This is a genomic window from Nocardia sp. NPDC059228 (assembly GCF_042754245.1).
In the GTDB taxonomy this organism is placed as follows: domain Bacteria; phylum Actinomycetota; class Actinomycetes; order Mycobacteriales; family Mycobacteriaceae; genus Nocardia.
In genome coordinates, this window is record NZ_JBHZAL010000026.1 from 61,222 (window position 1) to 79,811 (window position 18,590).

The window sequence follows — 18,590 nt, forward strand, 5'->3', positions numbered from 1 at the left end:
CGCCCGTCCCAGACCCGTGCCGGCGGTCGGGTGCCGACCCGGCTCTGGACGTCCCCGACGAGTTACCCGGATCCTTACGAAATCGGTTATTACGCCACCGGGGCGCACCGCGTAATGCGGTGCGCCCCGGTAATTTTCGAAGGCGACGCCCGTGTGAGCTGCGAGCGCAACCATCGCGTGTCAACCAACCAGTTCGACCTCCAGGTCACGGGCCTCCTGGCGGCGGGCCCGCAGCCTGGGGAGGAAGACCGTGAGGGCGACCAGGGCGCCGACGATGGAGACACCGGCGGCGAATTCCAGGCCGGGACGGTAGGTGTCGAGCATGGCCGCGGGGGTCGGGTTGCCCGGCACGCTCGAGGTGACGATGGCGGTGGTCACCGCGAGCACGATGGCCGCGCCGACCTGCATGGCGGTCTGCAGCACACCGGCCGCCAGGCCCTGCTCGTCATCGTCGATGCCGCTGGTGGCCTGGATGTTGATGGCCGGGAACCCGACCCAGCCGATGCCGACCAGCAGCACAGCGGGCAGCAGCACGGTCAGGTAGGACGGTGCGGTGTCGATGCGCAGGTACAGCAGGTAGCCGACGGCCATGATCACCATGGTGATCGCGATGATCGGGCCGGTGCCGAAGCGGTCGACCAGCTTGTCGGAGACGAAGGCCGAGGCGACCACGAGCAGGCCGACCGGCAGCAGCGCCATCGAGAGCTTCAGCGGCGACCAGCCCAGGGTGTCCTGCAGGTACAGCGTGGTGATGAACTGCCAGCTGAAGTACGAACCGGCGACCGCGACGATGGCCAGGCTGGCCCGGACCAGGGTGGGCTTGCGCAGGATGCCGAGGCGCACCAGCGGGTAACGCACCTTGCTCTCGGCGTAGACGAACGCCACACCCAGCACGGCCACCGCGACGAACGATCCGATGGTGCGGGCCGAGCCCCAGCCCGCCTGCGGCGCGGAGACCACGGTGTAGACGAGCAGCAGCATGGTGGCGGTGGACAGCAGCGCGCCGATCAGGTCGTGTCCGCCCTCCTCGGCGGGCTTGTCCTTGGGGACGAGGAAATACGCGGAGGCCAGCGCGGCGAGGGCCACCGGAACCGGGAGCAGGAAGGTCCAGCGCCAGCCGAGACCGGTCATCAGGCCGCCGAACAGCAGGCCCATGGAGTAGCCGCCGGCGCCGAAGACGGTGTAGATGGACAGCGCCTTGTTACGGGCCGGTCCCTCTTGGAAATTCGTGGTGATGATGGACAGACCGGTCGGCGCGGTGAACGCGGCGGCCAGGCCCTTCACGAAGCGGGTCAGGATGAGCAGCGCCGGCGAGCTCACCAGCGCGCCCGCGAGCGAGGCCAGCGCGAAGACGGCCAGGGCGATCAGGAAGACCTTGCGGCGGCCCAGCAGATCGGCGGTGCGGCCGCCCAGCAGCAGCAGGCCGCCGTAGCCCAGCACGTAACCGCTGACCAGCCACTGCAGGGTGGAGGTCTGAATGTCGAGTTCGGTGCCGATCGACGGCAGCGCGACGCCGATCATCGACACGTCGAGGCCGTCCAGGAACAGCACGATGCACAGGGTGATGAGCATGCCCCAGAGCCGGGCGGTCCACTGCGTGGTGTCGGCCGCGGCGCTCACTGCGGGGCGGATCTCGGTGGAAGTCACGAGGAGCGACAGTACATGCGCATGCATCAAATGCACAAGCATTTAATGCATTTGCATGCTTTCGGCGGACAGACTAAGATGACCGCATGCCGAAGCCGACAGCGCCCGTCGACCGGCCCGTCATCACGCCGGTGGAGGCGTCAGGGCTGGTGGGCGAGTGGCGCGATCTGCTGGCCCGGCACGCGACGACCTCGTGCGCTCTGGAAAAGGAACTGCAAGGCCGCCACCACATCGGGCTCAGCGAATTCGAAACCCTGGACCGCCTCGTCGAATCCGGCAGCGACAGCTGCAAGATGAGCGATCTGGCCAATGACATCTATCTCAGTCAGAGCGCGCTCTCCCGCACGGTGGCGAGACTCGAGCGCGACGGACTGGTCGACCGCACGCTGTGTACCGAGGATCGCCGCGCGATCTTCGTCTGCGTCACGGAAAAAGGGCGCGAACTGCATCGGCAGGCCGCGCCCACGCACCGTGAGGTGCTGGCCCAGAATCTGGGCTAGACCGCCGCGCGCAGCGTCTCGATGACCGGAAGCGCGTCCACCGCAATGGAACTCACCGCCGCGAAGGCCTCGCGGTAGCGCTCGACCTCGTGCTCCTTGTCCAGGTACGAGGAGCCGGTGAGGGCTTCCACGTACACCACCGGCGGCTCGGTGGGTTCGCCTGCGGCGGTGGGGAATTCGAGCAGCACGAAGCGGCCCGCGTCCATGCCGTGGTGATAGCCGCACTCGGCGGGCAGCAGCCGCAGCCGGACATTGGGCAGTTCGGCGAGTTTGCGCAGCCGGTCCAGCTGGCCGCGGGTCACGTCGTCGCCGCCGATGCGATGCCAGAGCACCGCCTCGGCGATCACCACATCCAGTTGCAGCGGCGATTCCGCGCGGGTGAGCAGCGACTGGCGTGCGGTGCGCACCCGGACCCGGCGGTCCAGCTGTTCGGCGGAGATACCCGGGTAGGCTCCGGCCAGCACCGCCCGGTAGTACTGCTCGGTCTGCAAAAGCCCTGGCACCAGCTCGTTCTCATAGCTGGTGAGCCGGCTCGCCGCCTCCTCGAGCCCGATGTAGACCTCGTAGCCCTCGTCGATCACGTCACTGAACTCGGTCCACCAGCCGCGGGCCTTGGTCTCCCGGGCCAGCGTGGTGAGCGGTTCGATGGCGTCCTCCGGAGCGCCGTAGATGCGGCACATGGCCTCGACATCCAGACTGCGCAAAGACGTCTGTCCAGTTTCGATTCGCCAGATCTTGGCCTCGGACCATTCCAAGCGCTGCGCGGCCACCCGGGTCGTCATGCGCGCGCGATTGCGCAGGTCGCGCAGGTGCCGGCCGAGCTGGCGGCGCGGCACGGTAGATCCGGTAATCCCCTGCGGTAGAGCCATTCGTCCCCCTAAACCAGTGTTGCGATCGCATTGTTGCACAGGAAAACTCAGCGATCCATGGACGCGGGACGGGGCCTGGGGGGCAGATTTCGCACCGCCCCGCGGCCAGGATAGCGGCCGCCGGCCGGCCTACTTCCGGGACGAGCGCCGGCGGAACCGCCAGAACTGAACTGCCTGAACATCTTTGGACAGCTGATTGACCGGTTCGGCCACATCCGAGAGGGCCTGGAACAGATCGTCGGCCATATCGGAGATGTGCGCGACCCGGGCCGCCAGCCGGGAGGCATTGAGCACGAACTCCAGCAGCAGGCGCACCACCGCGGCGATCACCAGGCCCAGCGGGACCGCGAACACCACCGCGAACACGATGCCCAGCCAGGCCGAGATTCGCCACAGCCCTACGGTTCCCACGATCGGGATGGCGACGGCGCTCGCCAGGCCGAGCAGATACGCCAGGGGCAGCAGCGTGCGGGTGGCGGCGCGCTGGAACTGCAGGTCCAGCAGGGCGCGGGCGGCGTCCACGCTCCAGGAGCCGAAAGCGCCTGGGCTGGCGAAGGGTTCGACCGGCTCCTCGGCCTCCTCGTCCGCGGCCAGCCGTCGGGACATGCGCCGGGTGGCGGACTCCTTGAAGGCGGCCCAGCGCCCCTCGGTGATGATCTCGTCGAACTCGTCGTACTCCTCGAGTTCGGCCGTGTTCCCGCCCGATTGATCGGTCATGCCGACGATCTCCTCTCCCGCAGACCTTTTCGGCCGACTCAGTGTCTCCGGTCATGCCGGGGTGTCGCAGGACGAGACAGTGTGGTGTAGAACACGTCACGCCCTCGGGCAGGTGCTGGGCTCCGGATCCGACGGCAGACCCCTTGACGGTGTTGGCGCAGGCAGAGCCGCTACCTCGAGGTCGTGTCGCAGCTGGGCCAGCGTCCCCATCGGGTCGGAACAAACCGGACGAATGCCCCTCCGGAACACAACCGGACCCGAGTTGAAAAAGAAGGTGTAACACCGCGAACCCCCCGCTCCGATACGAGGCACAGAGCAGGAATCAGAACTACCGGGGAATGGAGAAACCAGTGCGTACGACGTTTTCGTCAGCCGTTGCGGAATCCGCGCAGGACTACATCCGGCGCGGCTGGACGGTCGCCGAAACCGCCAATGGCGTGTGCCTGGTCACCGACGAGAACATCGCGGGCATCGAGGTCACCGGCGACACCGCCGCCTTCGTGCGCCGCTACCTACGGGCCAATGACCTGACCGGTCCCGTCATCGAGATCCCGGGCGCCGAGCGCCGCGAGATCCACCTCGTCACCGGCCTGCGCAAGGCCGAGCGCGCCATCGAGGCCCTGCGTGAGTCCGGCGTGGTCGTCTACGCCGACGGCGCCGGCATCCCGCTGCCGCCGACCAAGCTGTCCGCCGGTGCGGCCTGCTGGGGCGTCGCCCCGCACGAGGCCCGCTGGATCCCGCCGGTGGTCGCCATCGCCGCCGGTGTCCGCGCCGCCGCCAAGGGAGCGCCGCAGGCGGCCCGTATCGCCTCCTGAGGCCACCGGCTCTCACAACGACACGAAACCCGCGAGTGCACCCCGGCGCTCGCGGGTTTCGCCGCGTCCGCGTCCGAACGTTGCAAATTAAGCGATAACGGACATGATCCGAGGCTCCGGCATTCGCGGCCGCCGGGAGCCCGCGTCCGGCATTACCGACGGCCAGAGGTGTTCCGCCCGGTACGTTTCCGGGTGATCATGAGGTATGACCCACGTCACGGACAGCCCCCGGACATTGCTACGCACCTGCCCGCTCTGCGAAGCGGTGTGCGGCCTCGAGCTCACCCTGGACAGCACCGATCACATCGTCTCGGTGCGCGGTGACCACACCGATCCCTTCAGCCGGGGCTTCATCTGCCCCAAGGGCGCCACCCTCGGACATCTCGACGCCGATCCGGATCGGCTGACCGCGCCCATGATTCGCGACCGCGCCACCGACACCTGGCGGGAGGCGAGCTGGGACGAGGCCTTCGGGGTGATCCGGGAGCGCCTGCCGCAGGTGACTGCCGCGCACGGCAATCAGGCGGTGGGGCTGTACCTGGGGAATCCCAATGCCCACACCGTGGCCGGGGCGCTGTATGTGCCGCTGCTGATCCGGGCGCTGGGCACCCGGAACCTGTTCTCCGCCAGCACCGCCGACCAGATGCCCAAGCAGGTGTCGAGCGGTCTCATGTTCGGTGATCCGCTCACCGTGGCGGTGCCGGACCTGGACCGCACCGGCTATCTGCTGATGCTGGGCGCGAATCCGCTGGAGTCCAATGGATCGCTGTGCACCGCACCGGATTTCCCGGGCCGGCTGAAGGCGCTGCGGCAGCGCGGCGGGCGGCTGGTAGTGGTGGATCCACGGCGCACGCGCACCGCCAAGCTGGCCGACGAGCACGTGTTCGTGCGGCCGGGCAGCGACGCCTACCTGCTGTTCGGGATCGTCCACACCTTGTTCGCGGAGGGCCTGACCGACGTCCGGGTCGAGGTGAACGGGCTGGACGAGGTGCGGTCCGCGGCAGCCGAATTCACGCCGGAGCTGGTGTCCGGGCGCACCGGGGTGCCCGCCGAGACTATCGTGCGCATCGCGCGCGAGCTGGCCGACGCGCCGACAGCCGCCGTCTACGCCCGGATCGGCACCTGCACCGCCGAATTCGGCACGCTCACGCAGTGGCTGGTGGATGTCGTCAATGTGCTCACCGGCAATTTCGACTCGCCCGGCGGTGCCATGTTCGCGACGGGGGCGGCGCTGGGCATCGTGCGGTCGCGGCCGTTCCGCCTCGCGCGCTGGGCCAGCCGGGTGCGCGAATTGCCCGAGGCCATGGGTGAACTGCCGGTGGCCACACTGGCGGACGAGATCCGCACGCCCGGCGACGGGCAGATCCGGGCCATGGTGACGGTGGCGGGCAATCCGGTGCTGTCCGCACCCAGCGGCGCGCGCCTCGACACCGCCTTCGCCGGACTGGAATTCATGGTGAGTGTGGACCGCTACCTCAACGAGACCACCCGCCACGCGGACGTCATCCTGCCGCCCCCGCGCATCCTGCAGTCGCCGCACTATGATTTCGCGCTGCTCAATTTCGCGGTCCACAACTACGCCCGCTACTCGCGCCCGTTGGTGCCGCTCGGCGGGAACGAGCTGTCCGAGGCCGAGGTACTTGCGCGGCTGGCCCTGGCCGTCTCGGGCCAGGAAGCCCAGCCCGGGCTGGATCCGCTCGGTGCGGTCGACGAGATCGTCATCGCCGGGACCCTGCACAAGGCCGGCCTGGCCGACCGCCGCGCCGAACTGCTCGGCACCGACACCACCGAACAGCGGCTGGACCTGATGCTGCGCCTGGGCCCCTTCGGCGAATGGTCCACCACGCCGGACGACGACAACGAATGGCGCGGCAAGCTGAATCTGCAAGTGCTGCTGGACAATCCGCACGGCATCGACCTGGGTCCGCTGGAGCCCCGGCTGCCGGGCGTGCTGCGGACAGCCTCTCGCCGGGTCGAGCTGGCGCCCGCCGAACTGCTGGCCGACCTGGACCGGCTGCGGGCCCGGCTGGGGGTCGAGCGGCCGGAGATGGTGCTGGTGGGGCGGCGGCAGCTGCGGTCCAACAACAGCTGGCTGCACAATGTGCCGCCACTGGTGGGCGGGTCGAATCGGTGCACGCTGCACATTCATCCGGAGGACGCGGCGCGGCTGGGGTTGAACGGGCAGGCCGTGGTGAAATCGGCGGCGGGCACGCTGACCGTGGACGTGGAGCCGACCGAGGACATCATGCCCGGTGTGGTCAGCCTGCCGCACGGCTGGGGACACGGGGACAGCACGCAGACCGTCGCGCGTGAGCACGCCGGGGTGAATGCCAATGTGCTGACCGATGATTCGCTGGTGGACGCCCCATCCGGGAACGCCGTGTTCAATGGCGTGCCGGTGACGCTGACCCGGGTGTGAGGCGGAGCCGGACCACACCGTGCGTTGCGACCGGAGCCGGTGTGCCGTGAACGACCCGTCGGTATTTATGTTTCGAGCACCGAAGATCGGCGCCACCTAGGGGGATGACGGCCGCACGTCACCCCGGCAGCTCCGCGAAATGGACAAATCAGGAATGCGAAATCCCCTCGCCCCCTGGGGGTCTCGCATTCCTGTGGTCCGGAACGACGAGCAGCATCCCCGCAGCTAAGGGCCAAAGGTCCCTTGTGGGTCCTTTCATCCGGGAGGATCCTCCCCCGGGAAGGTTTGTCCGGCAACAGTCGAGGGAGCCCCACCAGGGCAGATCCGCCGGTTCACGCATTTGCCACACGAAAATAGTTAAACCGTATAGGATTTCGGATGGCCGAAGTTCGTGGCCGAGCCTCTTCCATCCGGTATTCAGCTACCAAAGGGGGCGCACGATGCCCGGTATCAGAAACGGCAGCGACGGCGAACGGGAACTGCAGGAGCGATACGGTACCGAGGAACGGGCACAACGCTTCTACTCCGATCAGGTGCGAGATCGGCTCAATCCCCACATGATCGATTTCATCCGGCGCATGGACATGGCCTTCATCGCCACCTCCGACAAGCACGGTGAATGCGATGCCAGCTTCCGCGCCGGCACAGCGGGCTTCCTGCACGTGATCGACGATCGCACCGTCGCCTATCCCGAATACCGCGGCAACGGCGTCATGGCCAGCCTCGGCAATATTCTCGAGAACCCCCACGTCGGCATTCTCATGATCGATTTCGTGCACGACCTGATCGGCCTGCACCTCAATGGCACCGCGCGCATCGTGGACGACCCGCTCATGCGCCGCTGTGTCCCCGACCTGCCGGCCGATACCCGGGGCCGCATTCCGGAGCGCTGGGTGGTGGTGGATGTGGAGGAGGCCTACATCCACTGCCGCAAGCACATTCCGCACCTGGTCCCGGCCCAGCGCGAGCAGCGCCAGTGGGGCACCGACAATGTGCGCGCCAAGGGCGGCGACTACTTCCGGGCGAAGGAAGAGACCAACGCCCTGGTCGAGTCCTGACTCCAGCGCCGCCTAGTCGATCTTGAAGATCACCGCGCGCTGGACAATGAAGTTGATCACGGTGGCGGTGCCCTGCGCGACGCAGAAGGCGAGCCAGATCCGCCACCACGCATCGGGCAGCGCGTAATAGCAGAGCTGGTTGATACCGACCTGCAGCGCGAAGGTCACCGCGTACAGCAGCACCACCGCGATGAAGCGCTTGCGGCTCGGCTCGGCCTGGAAGGTCCAGCGCCGGTTGATCAGGTAGGCCGTGGTCGTGCCCGCGATGAAGCTGATGGACTTGGCCACCGGCAGCGGCAGTCCGACCAGCTTGAACAGCAGCGTGTACAGGCCGAAGTCGACGATGGCGGACAGGCCACCGGTGACCGCGAATCGGATGATCTGCGTCTTGAGATCAACCTCCGTACCACCCGGTTCATCGACGAGGGGCAGCTCGGGCGGCAGGGGCAGATGGGGTTCCGCGGTCACAACGCAGAAGAGTAATGCCCGGGACAAAGGACACAAGCCTCGAGACGGTTATGCCTGTAGCCTCTATGCCGATGTCCACGAAAGCTCAGACCACCACCGCGGCCGCCACCGAGCCCAGCTCGGCAGGCGAGGGCCCCGTCGTAGGCAAAGACACAGCGGGCACGGCGTCATCGGGTTCGTTCGACCTGCCGACGCAGACCCGGCGCCTGACCGGGTGGGGTCGCACCGCAGCCACCACCTCGGAAGTGCTCTCCACCGATGACCCGGAGCTGATCGCCAAGGCGGTCGCCATGGTCGCGGAGGACAACGACTCCAAGCCCGCGCACCTGCGGCGCGGCGTCATCGCCCGCGGCCTCGGCCGTTCGTACGGTGATCACGCCCAGAACGCGGGTGGCCTGGTCGTCGACATGACCGCACTCAACCGCGTCCACCGCATCGACCGGGACTCCCGGCTGGTGGACGTGGACGCGGGCGTCAGCCTCGACCAGCTGATGAAGGCGGCGCTGCCGTTCGGCCTGTGGGTTCCGGTGCTGCCGGGCACCCGGCAGGTGACCGTGGGCGGGGCCATCGGCTCGGACATCCACGGCAAGAACCACCACAGCGCGGGCAGCTTCGGCAATCACGTGCGGTCCATCGATCTACTCACCGCCGACGGCAAGGTGCAGACCATCGGGCCGAAGAAGAACGCCAAGCTGTTCTGGGCCACTGTCGGCGGCAATGGCCTGACCGGCATCATCCTGCGTGCCACCATCGAGATGACGCCCACCGAGACGGCGTACTTCATCTCCGACGGCATCAAGACCACCGGCCTGGACGAGACCATCGCGGTCCACAAGGACGGGTCCGAGGAGAACTACACCTACTCCTCCACCTGGTTCGATGTGATCTCCGGGCCACCGAAACTGGGCCGCGCCAATGTGTCTCGCGGACGGCTGGCGAAGCTCGATGAGCTGCCGAAGAAGCTGCGCAAGAATCCGCTGAAGTTCGATGCGCCGAATCTGCTGACGGTGCCGGATATCTTCCCGAGTTTCGCGGCCAACAAGTTCACGCTGGGCATGGTCGGCGAGGCATATTACGCGCTCGGCGGCAACTACACCGGCAAACTGATGAACTTGACGCAGTTCTACCACATGCTGGACGTCGTCTCGGAGTGGAATCGGGCCTACGGGTCCAAGGGATTCATCCAGTACCAGTTCGTGCTGCCGCCCGAGGCGCTCGATGAATTCACCAAGATCATCGTGGATATCCAGCGGTCGGGTCACCATTCGGCGCTCAATGTGCTGAAGTTCTTCGGCCCGGGCAACCCGGCTCCGCTGAGCTTCCCCATGGAGGGCTGGAACATCTGCGTCGACTTCCCGGTCCGCCCCGGTCTCAATGACTTCGTGCGCGAACTGGACCGGCGCGTCCTGGAATTCGGCGGTCGCCTCTACACTGCCAAGGATTCACGGACCGACGCGGACACCTTCCACAAGATGTACCCGCGGATCGACGAGTGGATCAAGATCCGCCGAAGCGTGGATCCCACAGGCGTTTTCATGTCCGATATGGCGAGAAGGCTGGAGCTTCAGTGATCAATGCGGTAGGGAACCCGCAATCCATTCTGCTGCTGGGCGGCACCTCGGAGATCGGCTTGGCGATCTGCGCCGAGTACCTGAAGAAGGGTCCCGCGCGCATCATCCTGGCCGCTCTGCCCGGTGACCCGCTGCGCGAGGACGCCGTGTCGCAGATGAAGGCCGCCGGCGCCTCCGAGGTGCAGGTCATCGACTTCGACGCGCTCGACACCGACAGCCACCCGGCCGTGATCGACGCGGCGTGGGCGGACGGTGACGTCGACGTGGCCATCGTCGCGTTCGGCATCGACGGTGACGGCGAGATCTTCTGGCAGGACCAGCGCAAGGCCGTCATGATGGCCGAGATCAACTACACCGCGGCGGTTTCCGTCGGCGTGCTGCTCGGCGAGAAGATGAAGGCGCAGGGCTTCGGCCGCATCCTGGCCATGTCCTCGGTCGCCGGTGAGCGCGTGCGCCGGTTCAACTTCGTCTACGGCTCCACCAAGGCCGGCCTGGACGGCTTCTACCTGGGTCTCGGCGAGGCGGTCGCGAAGTTCGGTCCGCGCGTGACGGTTATCCGCCCCGGTATGGTGCGCACCCGGCTCTCCGCGCACGCCAAGGAGAACGGGCTCACCGTGAACAAGGAGGACGTCGCCCTCCTCGCGGTCGCCGCCTCCGAGAAGGGCAAGGAAATCGTCTGGGCCCCCGGCGTTTTCCGCTACGTCATGATGATCTTGCGCCACGTGCCGCGCCCGATCTTCCGCCGCCTCCCCATCTAGGCGACACGTTCTCGCACCGATACGCATGCCGCGTCCGGCACCCGGGCGCGGCATGCGCCGTTCCGGCCCGAAGACCCCGGACATCGGTGGTTGGGCCCGGCGGTCGGGTTCGCGTGCACCGCACTGGCTAGGCTGGCGCGCGGTCCATGGACACGAATGCGGAGGCAGGGTGCGGATGAGCGAGCGGGCGAGCGGACGGATGGGGGTGCTGGCACGGCAGGCCGGTGGGGCTGCCGGGGAGGCGGTGCTCGCCGCGGTGGTGGCGGGCGTGGTGGCGGCGGTCGGGCTCGAGGCGTTCGCGACCGTGCACTGGCCGGCCTTCAACTCCTCCAATGTGACTCGCGCACTCACCACCGTGGGGCAGGTGGCCGCCCTGGCCGTGCTGGTGGTCGCGGTGGTGCTGCTGCGGTTGCACAGGTGGCTCCGGCTGGCGAAAGTGCTGTCCTGGGCCGGGCTTTCGGCCTTCGTGACCGTCACATTGGGCATGCCGCTGGCCGCGACGAAGCTGTACCTGTTCGGGATGTCCGTGGACCAGGAGTTCCGGACGCAGTATCTGACGCGGCTGACCGACAGCGCGGCGCTGCACGACATGAACTACATCGACCTGCCGCCCTACTACCCGGCGGGCTGGTTCTGGTTCGGCGGGCGATTCGCGGCGCTGACCGGCATGGCCGGGTGGGAGGCGTTCAAGCCGTACGCGATCATCGGGCTGGCGGTCGCCGCGGTGGTCGCACTCGTCCTGTGGTCCAACCTGATTCGCGCCGACTGGGCCGTGGCGGTGGCCGCCGCCACGACCGCGGTGACGCTGGCCTACGGCTCGCCCGAGGCCTACAGCGCAGTGCTGGTGCTGCTGCTCGGACCGCTGCTGCTGCTGGCATGGGGCGCGCTCTATCGGCCGGGCGAGACCGGGAACGCGACCGATGACGGGAACGCAACCGACACCGGGGCGGCGACGCGGACCGCGGGCGGCTGGGGCGCGGTGATCGGCGCGGGACTGCTACTCGGGCTGTTCGCCACCTTCTACACGCTGTACTTCCTGGTGGCCGTGTTCGCGGTGTGCCTGATGGCGCTGGTCGCCTTCGGCCTCACCGCGCGGGCGCACCGTACCTGGCGGTCGCTGTGGCCGATCCTGTTGCGGCTCATCGGGATCGGCGCGATCTCCGGCGTGCTGGCGCTGATCGTGTGGCTGCCGTACTTCCTGAAGGCGTTGCGCGGCACCACCGCCAGCTCTGGGACGGCCCTGCACTACCTGCCCGAATCCGGGTCACGGCTGCCGCTGCCCATGTTCGACTTCGACCTGCTCGGGGTCTTCTGCCTGGCCGGGACCGTCTGGCTGCTACTGCGCGCGGCCAGTTCGCGGCGCGCACAAGCGCTCGGCGTGGGCGTGCTCGCCATCTACCTGTGGTCGCTGCTCTCGATGTCCGCCACGGCGGCCGGGACCACGCTGCTGTCGTTCCGGCTCGAATCCCCGCTCCTGGCACTGCTGTCCGCCGCCGGCGTGTTCGCCTTCGCCGAGGGCGCGCGGGCGATCTACCAGGCGCTGAACGAGCCCGGGCGGTTCCGGATCGCCGCGGCGGCGGTCGCGGTGGCCGGTGCGATCGGGTTCAGCCAGGGCATTCCGACGGTGCTGGCGGCGGAGATCACCACCGCCTACACCGATACCGACGGCACTGGGTTCCGCGCCGACAAGCGGCCGCCGTCGGCGGTGTCGAACTACCGCGAGGTCGATGCGACACTGCTGGAGCAGACCGGCCGGCCGCGGGACGCCAGCGTGGTGCTCACCGCGGACACCAGCTTCCTGGCCATCTACCCGTACTACGGATTCCAGGCTCTCACTTCGCATTACGCGAACCCGCTGGCCGACTTCGCGGCGCGCACCGCCGAGATCCAGCGCTGGAGCACGCTGAAGACGCCGCAGGAGCTGACCGACGCGCTGAACCACTGCCGCTGGCGCGCGCCGGATGCCTTCCTGTTCCGGCGTTCGGGCGACGACTACACGCTGCGGCTCTCGCAGGACGTGTACCCGAACGACCCGAATGTGAAGCGTTTCACAGTGTCCTTCCCCAAGGCGCTGTTCGACGACGCGCACTATCGGATCACCAATATCGGACCGTTCACCCTGGTTGTGCGGGTCTGAACACCTGTGCGAGACCAGGATCACTTATCCCCAGAAATCCTCCGGTTTCTGTGGATAGACACCGGCTTCTGTGGATAACTGCGTGACTTGCCAGTGCAATCTCTGTCGAACCCGGTAGCGTGGGCCGCTGATTGCAAGGCACCCAAGAGTTTGCGTTGCAAGGCACCGAGGAGTTTGCGCGTGACACAGGGGTGGGCATCCAGCCCGGGGGACGACGGCGGTTCGGCGGTAGCGGTTCTCGACCACGCCGGCCCGGTAACGGCTCGCCCCAAGCTTTCTCGGCCACAGCGCGTCGCCCGCCGCATCCGGCTGGCCCGCGCCGATCTGATCGTCGCCGCGGCGTATCTGTCGCTGGCGGTGCTGGTGCTGTCGGGTCAGTGGCTGCACACCGATCGCGGCTACCTGATCAAGAGCGGCCAGGATCAGACCATGTGGGAGTGGTTCTTCGCGGTCACCGCCCACAATGTCGCGCATCTGGAGAACCCGCTGGGCTCGCTGCTGCAGAACTATCCCGACGGCGTGAACATGATGGCCAATACCGCCATGTTCGGCGTCGGTGTGCCGCTCACCCCGGTCACCCTGATGTTCGGGCCGACCGTCACCTTCGTGCTGGTGCTCACCGTGGGCCTGTTCGGGACCGCGTTCGCCTGGTACTGGCTGTTCTCACGGGAACTGGTGGCGTCGAAATTCGCGGCGGCCGTGGGCGGTCTGTTCTGTGGCTTCGCCCCGGCCATGATCTCGCACGCCAACGCACACCCGAATTTCGCTGTGCTGGCGCTGCTTCCGCTGATCGTGCTGCAGCTGATCCGGATGGCCCGGCGCGCGGAGCTCACCCGCGAGGTGCGCAAGGCGCGGCGCAACCGTGACGCCTTCGTGCTGGGCCTGCTGGTGGCCCTGCAGATCGCGCTCGGCGAGGAGCCGCTGCTCATCTTCGCGCTGTCCTTCGGCGTCTTCGCGCTCGTCTACCATCTGCACACCCCGCGCACCGGGTGGCGTGCGCTGCGCGCCATCACCCCGACCGTGCTGCTGGCCGCGCTGATCACGGTGGCGCTCACCGAGATTCCGCTGTGGTGGCAGTTCTTCGGCCCGCAGTCCTACCGGTCCATCGAGCACGGGCCGATGAACAACGACCTCGAGGCGCTGCTCCAGTTCCCGTCCGAGTCGCTGGGCGGGATGTTCTCGCACGGGCAGAACGTGGCCATCAATCCCACCGAGGAGAATTCGTACTTCGGCTGGCCGCTGTGGATCGTGGTCACGGTGGCCGTGGCGCTCATGTGGCGGGAGCGGGCGGTGCGCGCGGCCGCCGCGGTGATCGTGGCGTTCACCGTGCTGTCGCTGGGCGCGACCCTGATGATCGGCCACCACAACACCGGCATCACCCTGCCGTGGCAGCGGCTCGAGGATGTGCCGCTGCTGAATTCGGTGCTGGAGTCGCGCTTCACCATGGCCGCGATTCCGGCCATCGCCCTGATCCTGGCGCTGGCCACCCAGCGTGCCCTGGACTACTGGAAGGTCTCGGCGACCGACTGGCGGCCGCTGGCCTTGTTCGGCGCGCTGGCCTTCGCCCTGCTGCCGCTCACCCCGACCATCCTGCCCGCGGTGCAGCGCCCGCCCACCCCGGACTTCTTCGCGGACGGCACGGTGCGCCAATACGTTTCGCACGGTTCGGTGGTGGTGGCGCCGCCGCCGACCCCGCCGGACGCCCGTGCGCTGCACTGGCAGGCCGAGTCCGGCTTCGAATTCCCGCTCGCGGGAGGCTATTTCGTCGGTCCGACCGGCACCTCCAAGAAGGGCCGCTACGGCCCCGACGACCGGCCCACCGCGAGCCTGCTGATGAAGGCGCAGCGGTCCAACACGATTCCGGTCGTGGACGACGCCATCCGGGCGCAGGCGCTGGCCGATCTGCGCTACTGGCGGGCCGACGTGGTGGTGCTGCCGCCCACCGACAACAGCGACACGCTGCGCCTGACCGTCGACCAGCTGATCGGCTTCCCCGCCCGATACGTCGACGGCGTCTGGCTCTGGGACGTGCGCGACCTGGTGGGCGCGAGCGCTCCGGCGTAGTCAGCCGACGCGGGTGTAGGTGACGTATCCGCTGGTCGAGAGCGCGCGCGTGATCCTGCCATTGCTCACCAGCAATTCGTGGGTGCTCTGCGGGTGGCAGCCGGAGCCGCCGGAGACGAGGGTGCCGGCGCCGACCGTGATGTCGCCGGTGCCGGGAACGCCCAGCAGGCGATAGTCGAAGACGCAGATCGGCCGATTGTCGCGCAGCACCGTGGAGGTCACCACATCGTCGTTCAGGTTGCCCTGCCGGATGACCAGGCGGTAGTCGTCGGTATTGGCGTCGCTGGTGCCCGCCCATTGACCGATGAAGTCGCCCGGCACCCGGCCCGCGAGAGTCGAGGGCGGCACGGCGGCGATCGGGCTCTGGCCGCCGGTGGGCACCGCGGTCGCCACGGTCGGCACCGACGCGGACACCGGTGCGCCACTTGTCCTGCCGTGGCTCTCCAGATCCACCGTCACCAGGATGGCGCCACCCGCGATCACGGTCGCGGCCAGCACCGCCAGCAGCCCGGTGAGCACGCCGCGGCCCACCCCGGACCCGTACCGCGCCGGTTCCGGGACCCGATGCCGGTGCGGCGCAGCGTCGTCGAACGATCCGCTGCTCGCACCGTAGGCCACGCCGTACGCGGGTGCGCCGGGCTCGGTGTAGGAGCGCCCGGGACCGAGCACGGTCGGATCGGTGCGGGGTGAGCGCAGCAGCGCCGGATCGGTGTGCGGGGAACGCAGCACCGTCGGATCCGTGCGGGGCGAACGCAGCGCGGCCGGATCGGTGACGAAGCCGATCGGCGGCGTGGTCAGCACCGTCGGCGGTGCGCTCAGCACGGTTGGCGTGGTCACCGCTCGCCACGCCGCCCAGGCGGCGTCGGCGAAATCCGTACAGCTGGGGAACCTTTCATCCGGATGCTTGGCCAGTGCGCGGTCGAAGACGGCGTCGAAGCCCGCGGACAGATCGGGGCGTACCTGCGTGACGTGCAGGGGCGGCGTGCTGGTGTGCGCGTAGATCAGCCCCGCCAGATCGGTGGCCAGGAACGGCCGGGATCCGGTGAGCAGCACGAAAAGCGTGCAGGCCAGCGAGTATTGATCGGTGCGCGGATCCAGGAAGCGGCCCGACACCTGCTCCGGCGAGGCGAAGGCGAAGGTCGCGGAGATGTCCCCGGTCTTGGTGACGTGGGTGGTCTCGTCACGCAGCCGGGCAATGCCGAAGTCGGTCAGCAGGGCCCGTTCCGGGCGGCCGTCCTCGGCCGGGGAGAGCATGATGTTCGACGGCTTCACATCCCGGTGCAGCACGCCCTTGCCGTGCGCGTAGTCCAGGGCGGAGGCGATGCCCCCGCCGACGCGCAGCGCCCGTTCGGGGGCCAGGCCCGAAAGACTGTCCGCGTCAGGGCCTTCCACGAACTGCATGGCGATCCACAGGCGTCCGTCGTCGAGGCCGCGGTCGTACACCGACACGATGTTCGGATGGTCGAAGCGGGCGGTGATGCCGGCCTCCCGCTCGAAACGCCGCCAGCCCTCGGCGTCGGCGGTCACCTCGTCCCGGTTGCAGACCTTGAGCGCGGCCAGGCGCGGTAGCCGGGGATGCCGCGCGGCATAGACGGTGCCCGAACCCCCGGCCCCGATCCAGCGTTCGATGACGTATCCGGCGATCTCCTCGCCCGGCTTCAGATCGGCCATGGCCGCGCACCTACCTACTTCAGGGGAGCCCTTTCGAGCCAGTCGGTCAGGAGGCTGTTCACCGTGTGCCCGGGCCAGCGCAGCACCATGACGAAGCGCGATCTCGGATCACCGTCGGGGAAGGAGACGGCGGCGAGCGCCCGATGGGCCTCGGTGTCCTGGGTGGCGGCCGGGTCCACGCCGGCCGCCGTGGTGACGGTCAGGGCGCCCGCCACGTCCTCGTGGGTGCGGGTGGTGACACGGGCGTTGTTGCCGAAGAAGACCGCGGCGACGGAACTGCCCGGCCGGGTGTCGAAGTCGAAGACGTCGAAGTGCACCTGGCCGGTGCCGTCGTCGCCATTGCACAGCACGCGATGCGCGCCCTGGGCCGCCTCGCCCGGACCCGGATCCCGGGGCCGGCAGGATCCGCCCTGCCAGCCCACCGCGGTGCCGGTGGAGGCGAGCTGCCCGACCAGGCTGGGGAAGGCGCGGGCGATGGCGGCATCGTCCCGTCCCCAGGACGAGACCAGCGCATCCGCGCTGCTGTACGTGATCAGCCCGCTCACATCGGTTTTGCGGCTGATCCGCCCGTCGGGCAGCAGGGTGAGGGTGGTGGGACCGTTGGCGCGGCAGGCATTGGCCGGCTCCCGGACCACGATCTCGGAGGTGCCGATGATCAGGCGGTCGCCCTCGTGGGGCACCCGGTCCAGCGGCGCGGAGAATTCGCAGTGGAACGGAGAACCGTCGGGCAGCACGCCGTCCACGCGATTGGACAGCACCGGATCGCCGATCTTGGCCTGCTGCACGGTCAGCCGGTAGTTGGTCTGTCCCTCGGTGGCCAGCCAGGTGCCCACGAACGTGTCCGGCACCAGGCCCGGTCCGGATCGGACCGGTGGCGAATCGCCGTGGTGCAGCGCGAAACCCACGCCCGCGGCCGTCACCGCGGCCGCCGCCACCGGGACCAGGACGCGCCGGTGTAAGACGCGCTGCCACAGCGGTTTCCGGCCCCAGTCCCGGAGCTGCCGCGGCGGCTGTTGCGGCAGCAGACCGGCCGCGGCGGTCACCGCCAGGGCCGGATCGGAGTAGTACGCCTCGGTGGCGGCATAGGCGAAGTCCGCACAGCTGTCGAAGCGGTCCTCCGGAGCCTTGGCCAGGGCCCGGTCGAAGACCTCGTCCAGGGCCGCCGGCAGCTCGGGATTCACCTCGCTCGGGCGCAGCGGCCGCTCCCGGGTGTGGGCGTGCACCCAGCCCAGCGGATTGTCGGCGCTGAAGGGCCGGCGGTCGGTGAGCAGCACGAAAAGTGTGCAGGCCAGCGAATATTGGTCCGAGCCCGGGCCCACCGGCCGGCCGCTCACCTGCTCCGGTGATGCGAAAGCGAAAGTGGCGGAGATATTTCCGGTATGGGTGTGTTTGGTGGTCTCGTCGCGCAGCCGGGCAATGCCGAAGTCGGTGAGCAGGGCGCGCTCGGGGCGGCCGCTGTCGGGATCGGCGATGAGGATGTTGGAGGGCTTCACATCCCGGTGCAGGACGCCCTTGCCGTGCGCGTAATCCAGTGCGGCCGCGATCTCGGTGCCGATGCGCAGGCCCCGGTCGGGCGAAACACGGTGCAGTTCAGCGGCATCCACGCCGTCGATGTACTGCATGGAGATCCAGAACTGGTTCTCGGCGACGCCGCGGTCGTAGACCTGCACGATATTGGGGTGGTCGAAGTGGGCGGCGATATCGGCCTCGCGCTCGAAACGCCGCCAGACCTCGTCGTCCTCGGCGACATCCTCGCGTTTCAAGATCTTGAGGGCCGTGAGCCGGGGTAACCGCGGATGCCGCGCCGCGTAGACGACGCCCGAACCCCCGGCCCCGATTCGCCGCGCGATCACATACCCGGCGATGATTTCGCCAGGTCGCAGCTCGGTCATGCTT

14 protein-coding genes are annotated in these 18,590 nt (G+C 68.5%); 8 read left to right on the forward strand and 6 right to left on the reverse strand.

Translation table 11 applies throughout. The annotated features are described in order from the left end of the window. Window positions 1-180: 180 nt before the first annotated feature. Window positions 181-1,674 (reverse strand): MFS transporter, encoded by a 1,494-nt coding sequence (locus ACFXKA_RS31020; RefSeq protein WP_379429998.1) that lies wholly within the window; start codon window positions 1,672-1,674, stop codon window positions 181-183. Between the two features lie 59 nt (window positions 1,675-1,733). On the opposite strand from ACFXKA_RS31020, the gene ACFXKA_RS31025 reads away from it, so the two are divergent. Beyond that, window positions 1,734-2,147 carry a MarR family transcriptional regulator gene (locus ACFXKA_RS31025; protein ID WP_379393130.1) on the forward strand — a complete coding sequence of 138 codons (414 nt, stop codon included), beginning with the start codon at window positions 1,734-1,736 and terminating at the stop codon, window positions 2,145-2,147. Here the strand turns inward: ACFXKA_RS31025 and ACFXKA_RS31030 are convergent. Together ACFXKA_RS31030 and ACFXKA_RS31035 are read right to left on the reverse strand one after the other, a co-directional pair. Further along, complete coding sequence (locus ACFXKA_RS31030; protein WP_354838584.1) at window positions 2,144-3,016, reverse strand: helix-turn-helix transcriptional regulator; 873 nt, start codon at window positions 3,014-3,016, stop codon at window positions 2,144-2,146. The genes ACFXKA_RS31025 and ACFXKA_RS31030 overlap by 4 nt on opposite strands. A 129-nt stretch (window positions 3,017-3,145) precedes the next feature. Continuing rightward, entirely contained in the window at window positions 3,146-3,733 is a 588-nt protein-coding gene (locus ACFXKA_RS31035) for a DUF4282 domain-containing protein (RefSeq protein ID WP_379429999.1), read from the reverse strand. A gap of 350 nt (window positions 3,734-4,083) precedes the next feature. Here ACFXKA_RS31035 and ACFXKA_RS31040 point away from each other — a divergent pair, with 350 nt between their 5' ends. The 3 genes from ACFXKA_RS31040 (at window position 4,084) to ACFXKA_RS31050 (ending at window position 8,025) form a co-directional block, all read left to right on the forward strand. Next, the gene (locus ACFXKA_RS31040) at window positions 4,084-4,548 is read left to right on the forward strand and encodes a hypothetical protein (protein ID WP_354838579.1); all 465 of its coding nucleotides are present in this window, start codon (window positions 4,084-4,086) and stop codon (window positions 4,546-4,548) included. Window positions 4,549-4,753: 205 nt separating this feature from the next. Beyond that, window positions 4,754-6,967 (forward strand): molybdopterin-dependent oxidoreductase, encoded by a 2,214-nt coding sequence (locus ACFXKA_RS31045; RefSeq protein ID WP_379430000.1) that lies wholly within the window; start codon window positions 4,754-4,756, stop codon window positions 6,965-6,967. A gap of 440 nt (window positions 6,968-7,407) precedes the next feature. Then, complete coding sequence (locus ACFXKA_RS31050; RefSeq protein WP_379430001.1) at window positions 7,408-8,025, forward strand: pyridoxamine 5'-phosphate oxidase family protein; 618 nt, start codon at window positions 7,408-7,410, stop codon at window positions 8,023-8,025. Between the two features lie 12 nt (window positions 8,026-8,037). Here the strand turns inward: ACFXKA_RS31050 and ACFXKA_RS31055 are convergent, their stop codons facing one another. Further along, window positions 8,038-8,493: a GtrA family protein gene (locus ACFXKA_RS31055; protein WP_354838570.1), complete on the reverse strand. Its 456-nt coding sequence runs from the start codon at window positions 8,491-8,493 to the stop codon at window positions 8,038-8,040. A gap of 65 nt (window positions 8,494-8,558) precedes the next feature. Here ACFXKA_RS31055 and ACFXKA_RS31060 point away from each other — a divergent pair, with 65 nt between their 5' ends. The 4 genes from ACFXKA_RS31060 (at window position 8,559) to ACFXKA_RS31075 (ending at window position 15,023) form a co-directional block, all read left to right on the forward strand. Continuing rightward, on the forward strand, window positions 8,559-10,064 hold the full coding sequence (locus ACFXKA_RS31060; protein WP_379430002.1) for an FAD-binding protein: 1,506 nt from the start codon (window positions 8,559-8,561) through the stop codon (window positions 10,062-10,064). After that, on the forward strand, window positions 10,061-10,822 hold the full coding sequence (locus tag ACFXKA_RS31065) for a decaprenylphospho-beta-D-erythro-pentofuranosid-2-ulose 2-reductase (RefSeq protein ID WP_354838564.1): 762 nt from the start codon (window positions 10,061-10,063) through the stop codon (window positions 10,820-10,822). Before ACFXKA_RS31060 ends, ACFXKA_RS31065 begins: the two co-directional genes overlap by 4 nt. A 175-nt stretch (window positions 10,823-10,997) precedes the next feature. Beyond that, window positions 10,998-12,959 (forward strand): arabinofuranosyltransferase, encoded by a 1,962-nt coding sequence (locus tag ACFXKA_RS31070; RefSeq protein ID WP_379430003.1) that lies wholly within the window; start codon window positions 10,998-11,000, stop codon window positions 12,957-12,959. 180 nt (window positions 12,960-13,139) lie between these two features. Beyond that, the gene (locus ACFXKA_RS31075; RefSeq protein WP_379430004.1) at window positions 13,140-15,023 is read left to right on the forward strand and encodes a glycosyl transferase; all 1,884 of its coding nucleotides are present in this window, start codon (window positions 13,140-13,142) and stop codon (window positions 15,021-15,023) included. On the opposite strand, the gene ACFXKA_RS31080 is transcribed toward ACFXKA_RS31075, so the two are convergent. Both ACFXKA_RS31080 and ACFXKA_RS31085 read right to left on the reverse strand, forming a co-directional pair. Further along, the gene (locus ACFXKA_RS31080) at window positions 15,024-16,694 is read right to left on the reverse strand and encodes a serine/threonine-protein kinase (RefSeq protein WP_379430005.1); all 1,671 of its coding nucleotides are present in this window, start codon (window positions 16,692-16,694) and stop codon (window positions 15,024-15,026) included. A 14-nt stretch (window positions 16,695-16,708) separates the two neighbouring features. Beyond that, entirely contained in the window at window positions 16,709-18,586 is a 1,878-nt protein-coding gene (locus tag ACFXKA_RS31085) for a serine/threonine-protein kinase (protein WP_379430006.1), read from the reverse strand. Between the last annotated feature and the right edge of the window lie 4 nt (window positions 18,587-18,590).

Excerpts from the sequence above, each read along its gene's own strand:
- ACFXKA_RS31020 (WP_379429998.1), bottom strand. The coding sequence starts at position 1,674 with ATGCATGCGCATGTACTGTCGCTCCTCGTGACTTCCACCGAGATCCGC.
- ACFXKA_RS31025 (WP_379393130.1), top strand. The coding sequence starts at position 1,734 with ATGCCGAAGCCGACAGCGCCCGTCGACCGGCCCGTCATCACGCCGGTG.
- ACFXKA_RS31030 (WP_354838584.1), bottom strand. The coding sequence starts at position 3,016 with ATGGCTCTACCGCAGGGGATTACCGGATCTACCGTGCCGCGCCGCCAG.
- ACFXKA_RS31035 (WP_379429999.1), bottom strand. The coding sequence starts at position 3,733 with ATGACCGATCAATCGGGCGGGAACACGGCCGAACTCGAGGAGTACGAC.
- ACFXKA_RS31045 (WP_379430000.1), top strand. The coding sequence starts at position 4,754 with ATGACCCACGTCACGGACAGCCCCCGGACATTGCTACGCACCTGCCCG.
- ACFXKA_RS31050 (WP_379430001.1), top strand. The coding sequence starts at position 7,408 with ATGCCCGGTATCAGAAACGGCAGCGACGGCGAACGGGAACTGCAGGAG.
- ACFXKA_RS31060 (WP_379430002.1), top strand. The coding sequence starts at position 8,559 with ATGCCGATGTCCACGAAAGCTCAGACCACCACCGCGGCCGCCACCGAG.
- ACFXKA_RS31070 (WP_379430003.1), top strand. The coding sequence starts at position 10,998 with ATGAGCGAGCGGGCGAGCGGACGGATGGGGGTGCTGGCACGGCAGGCC.
- ACFXKA_RS31080 (WP_379430005.1), bottom strand. The coding sequence starts at position 16,694 with ATGGCCGATCTGAAGCCGGGCGAGGAGATCGCCGGATACGTCATCGAA.
- ACFXKA_RS31085 (WP_379430006.1), bottom strand. The coding sequence starts at position 18,586 with ATGACCGAGCTGCGACCTGGCGAAATCATCGCCGGGTATGTGATCGCG.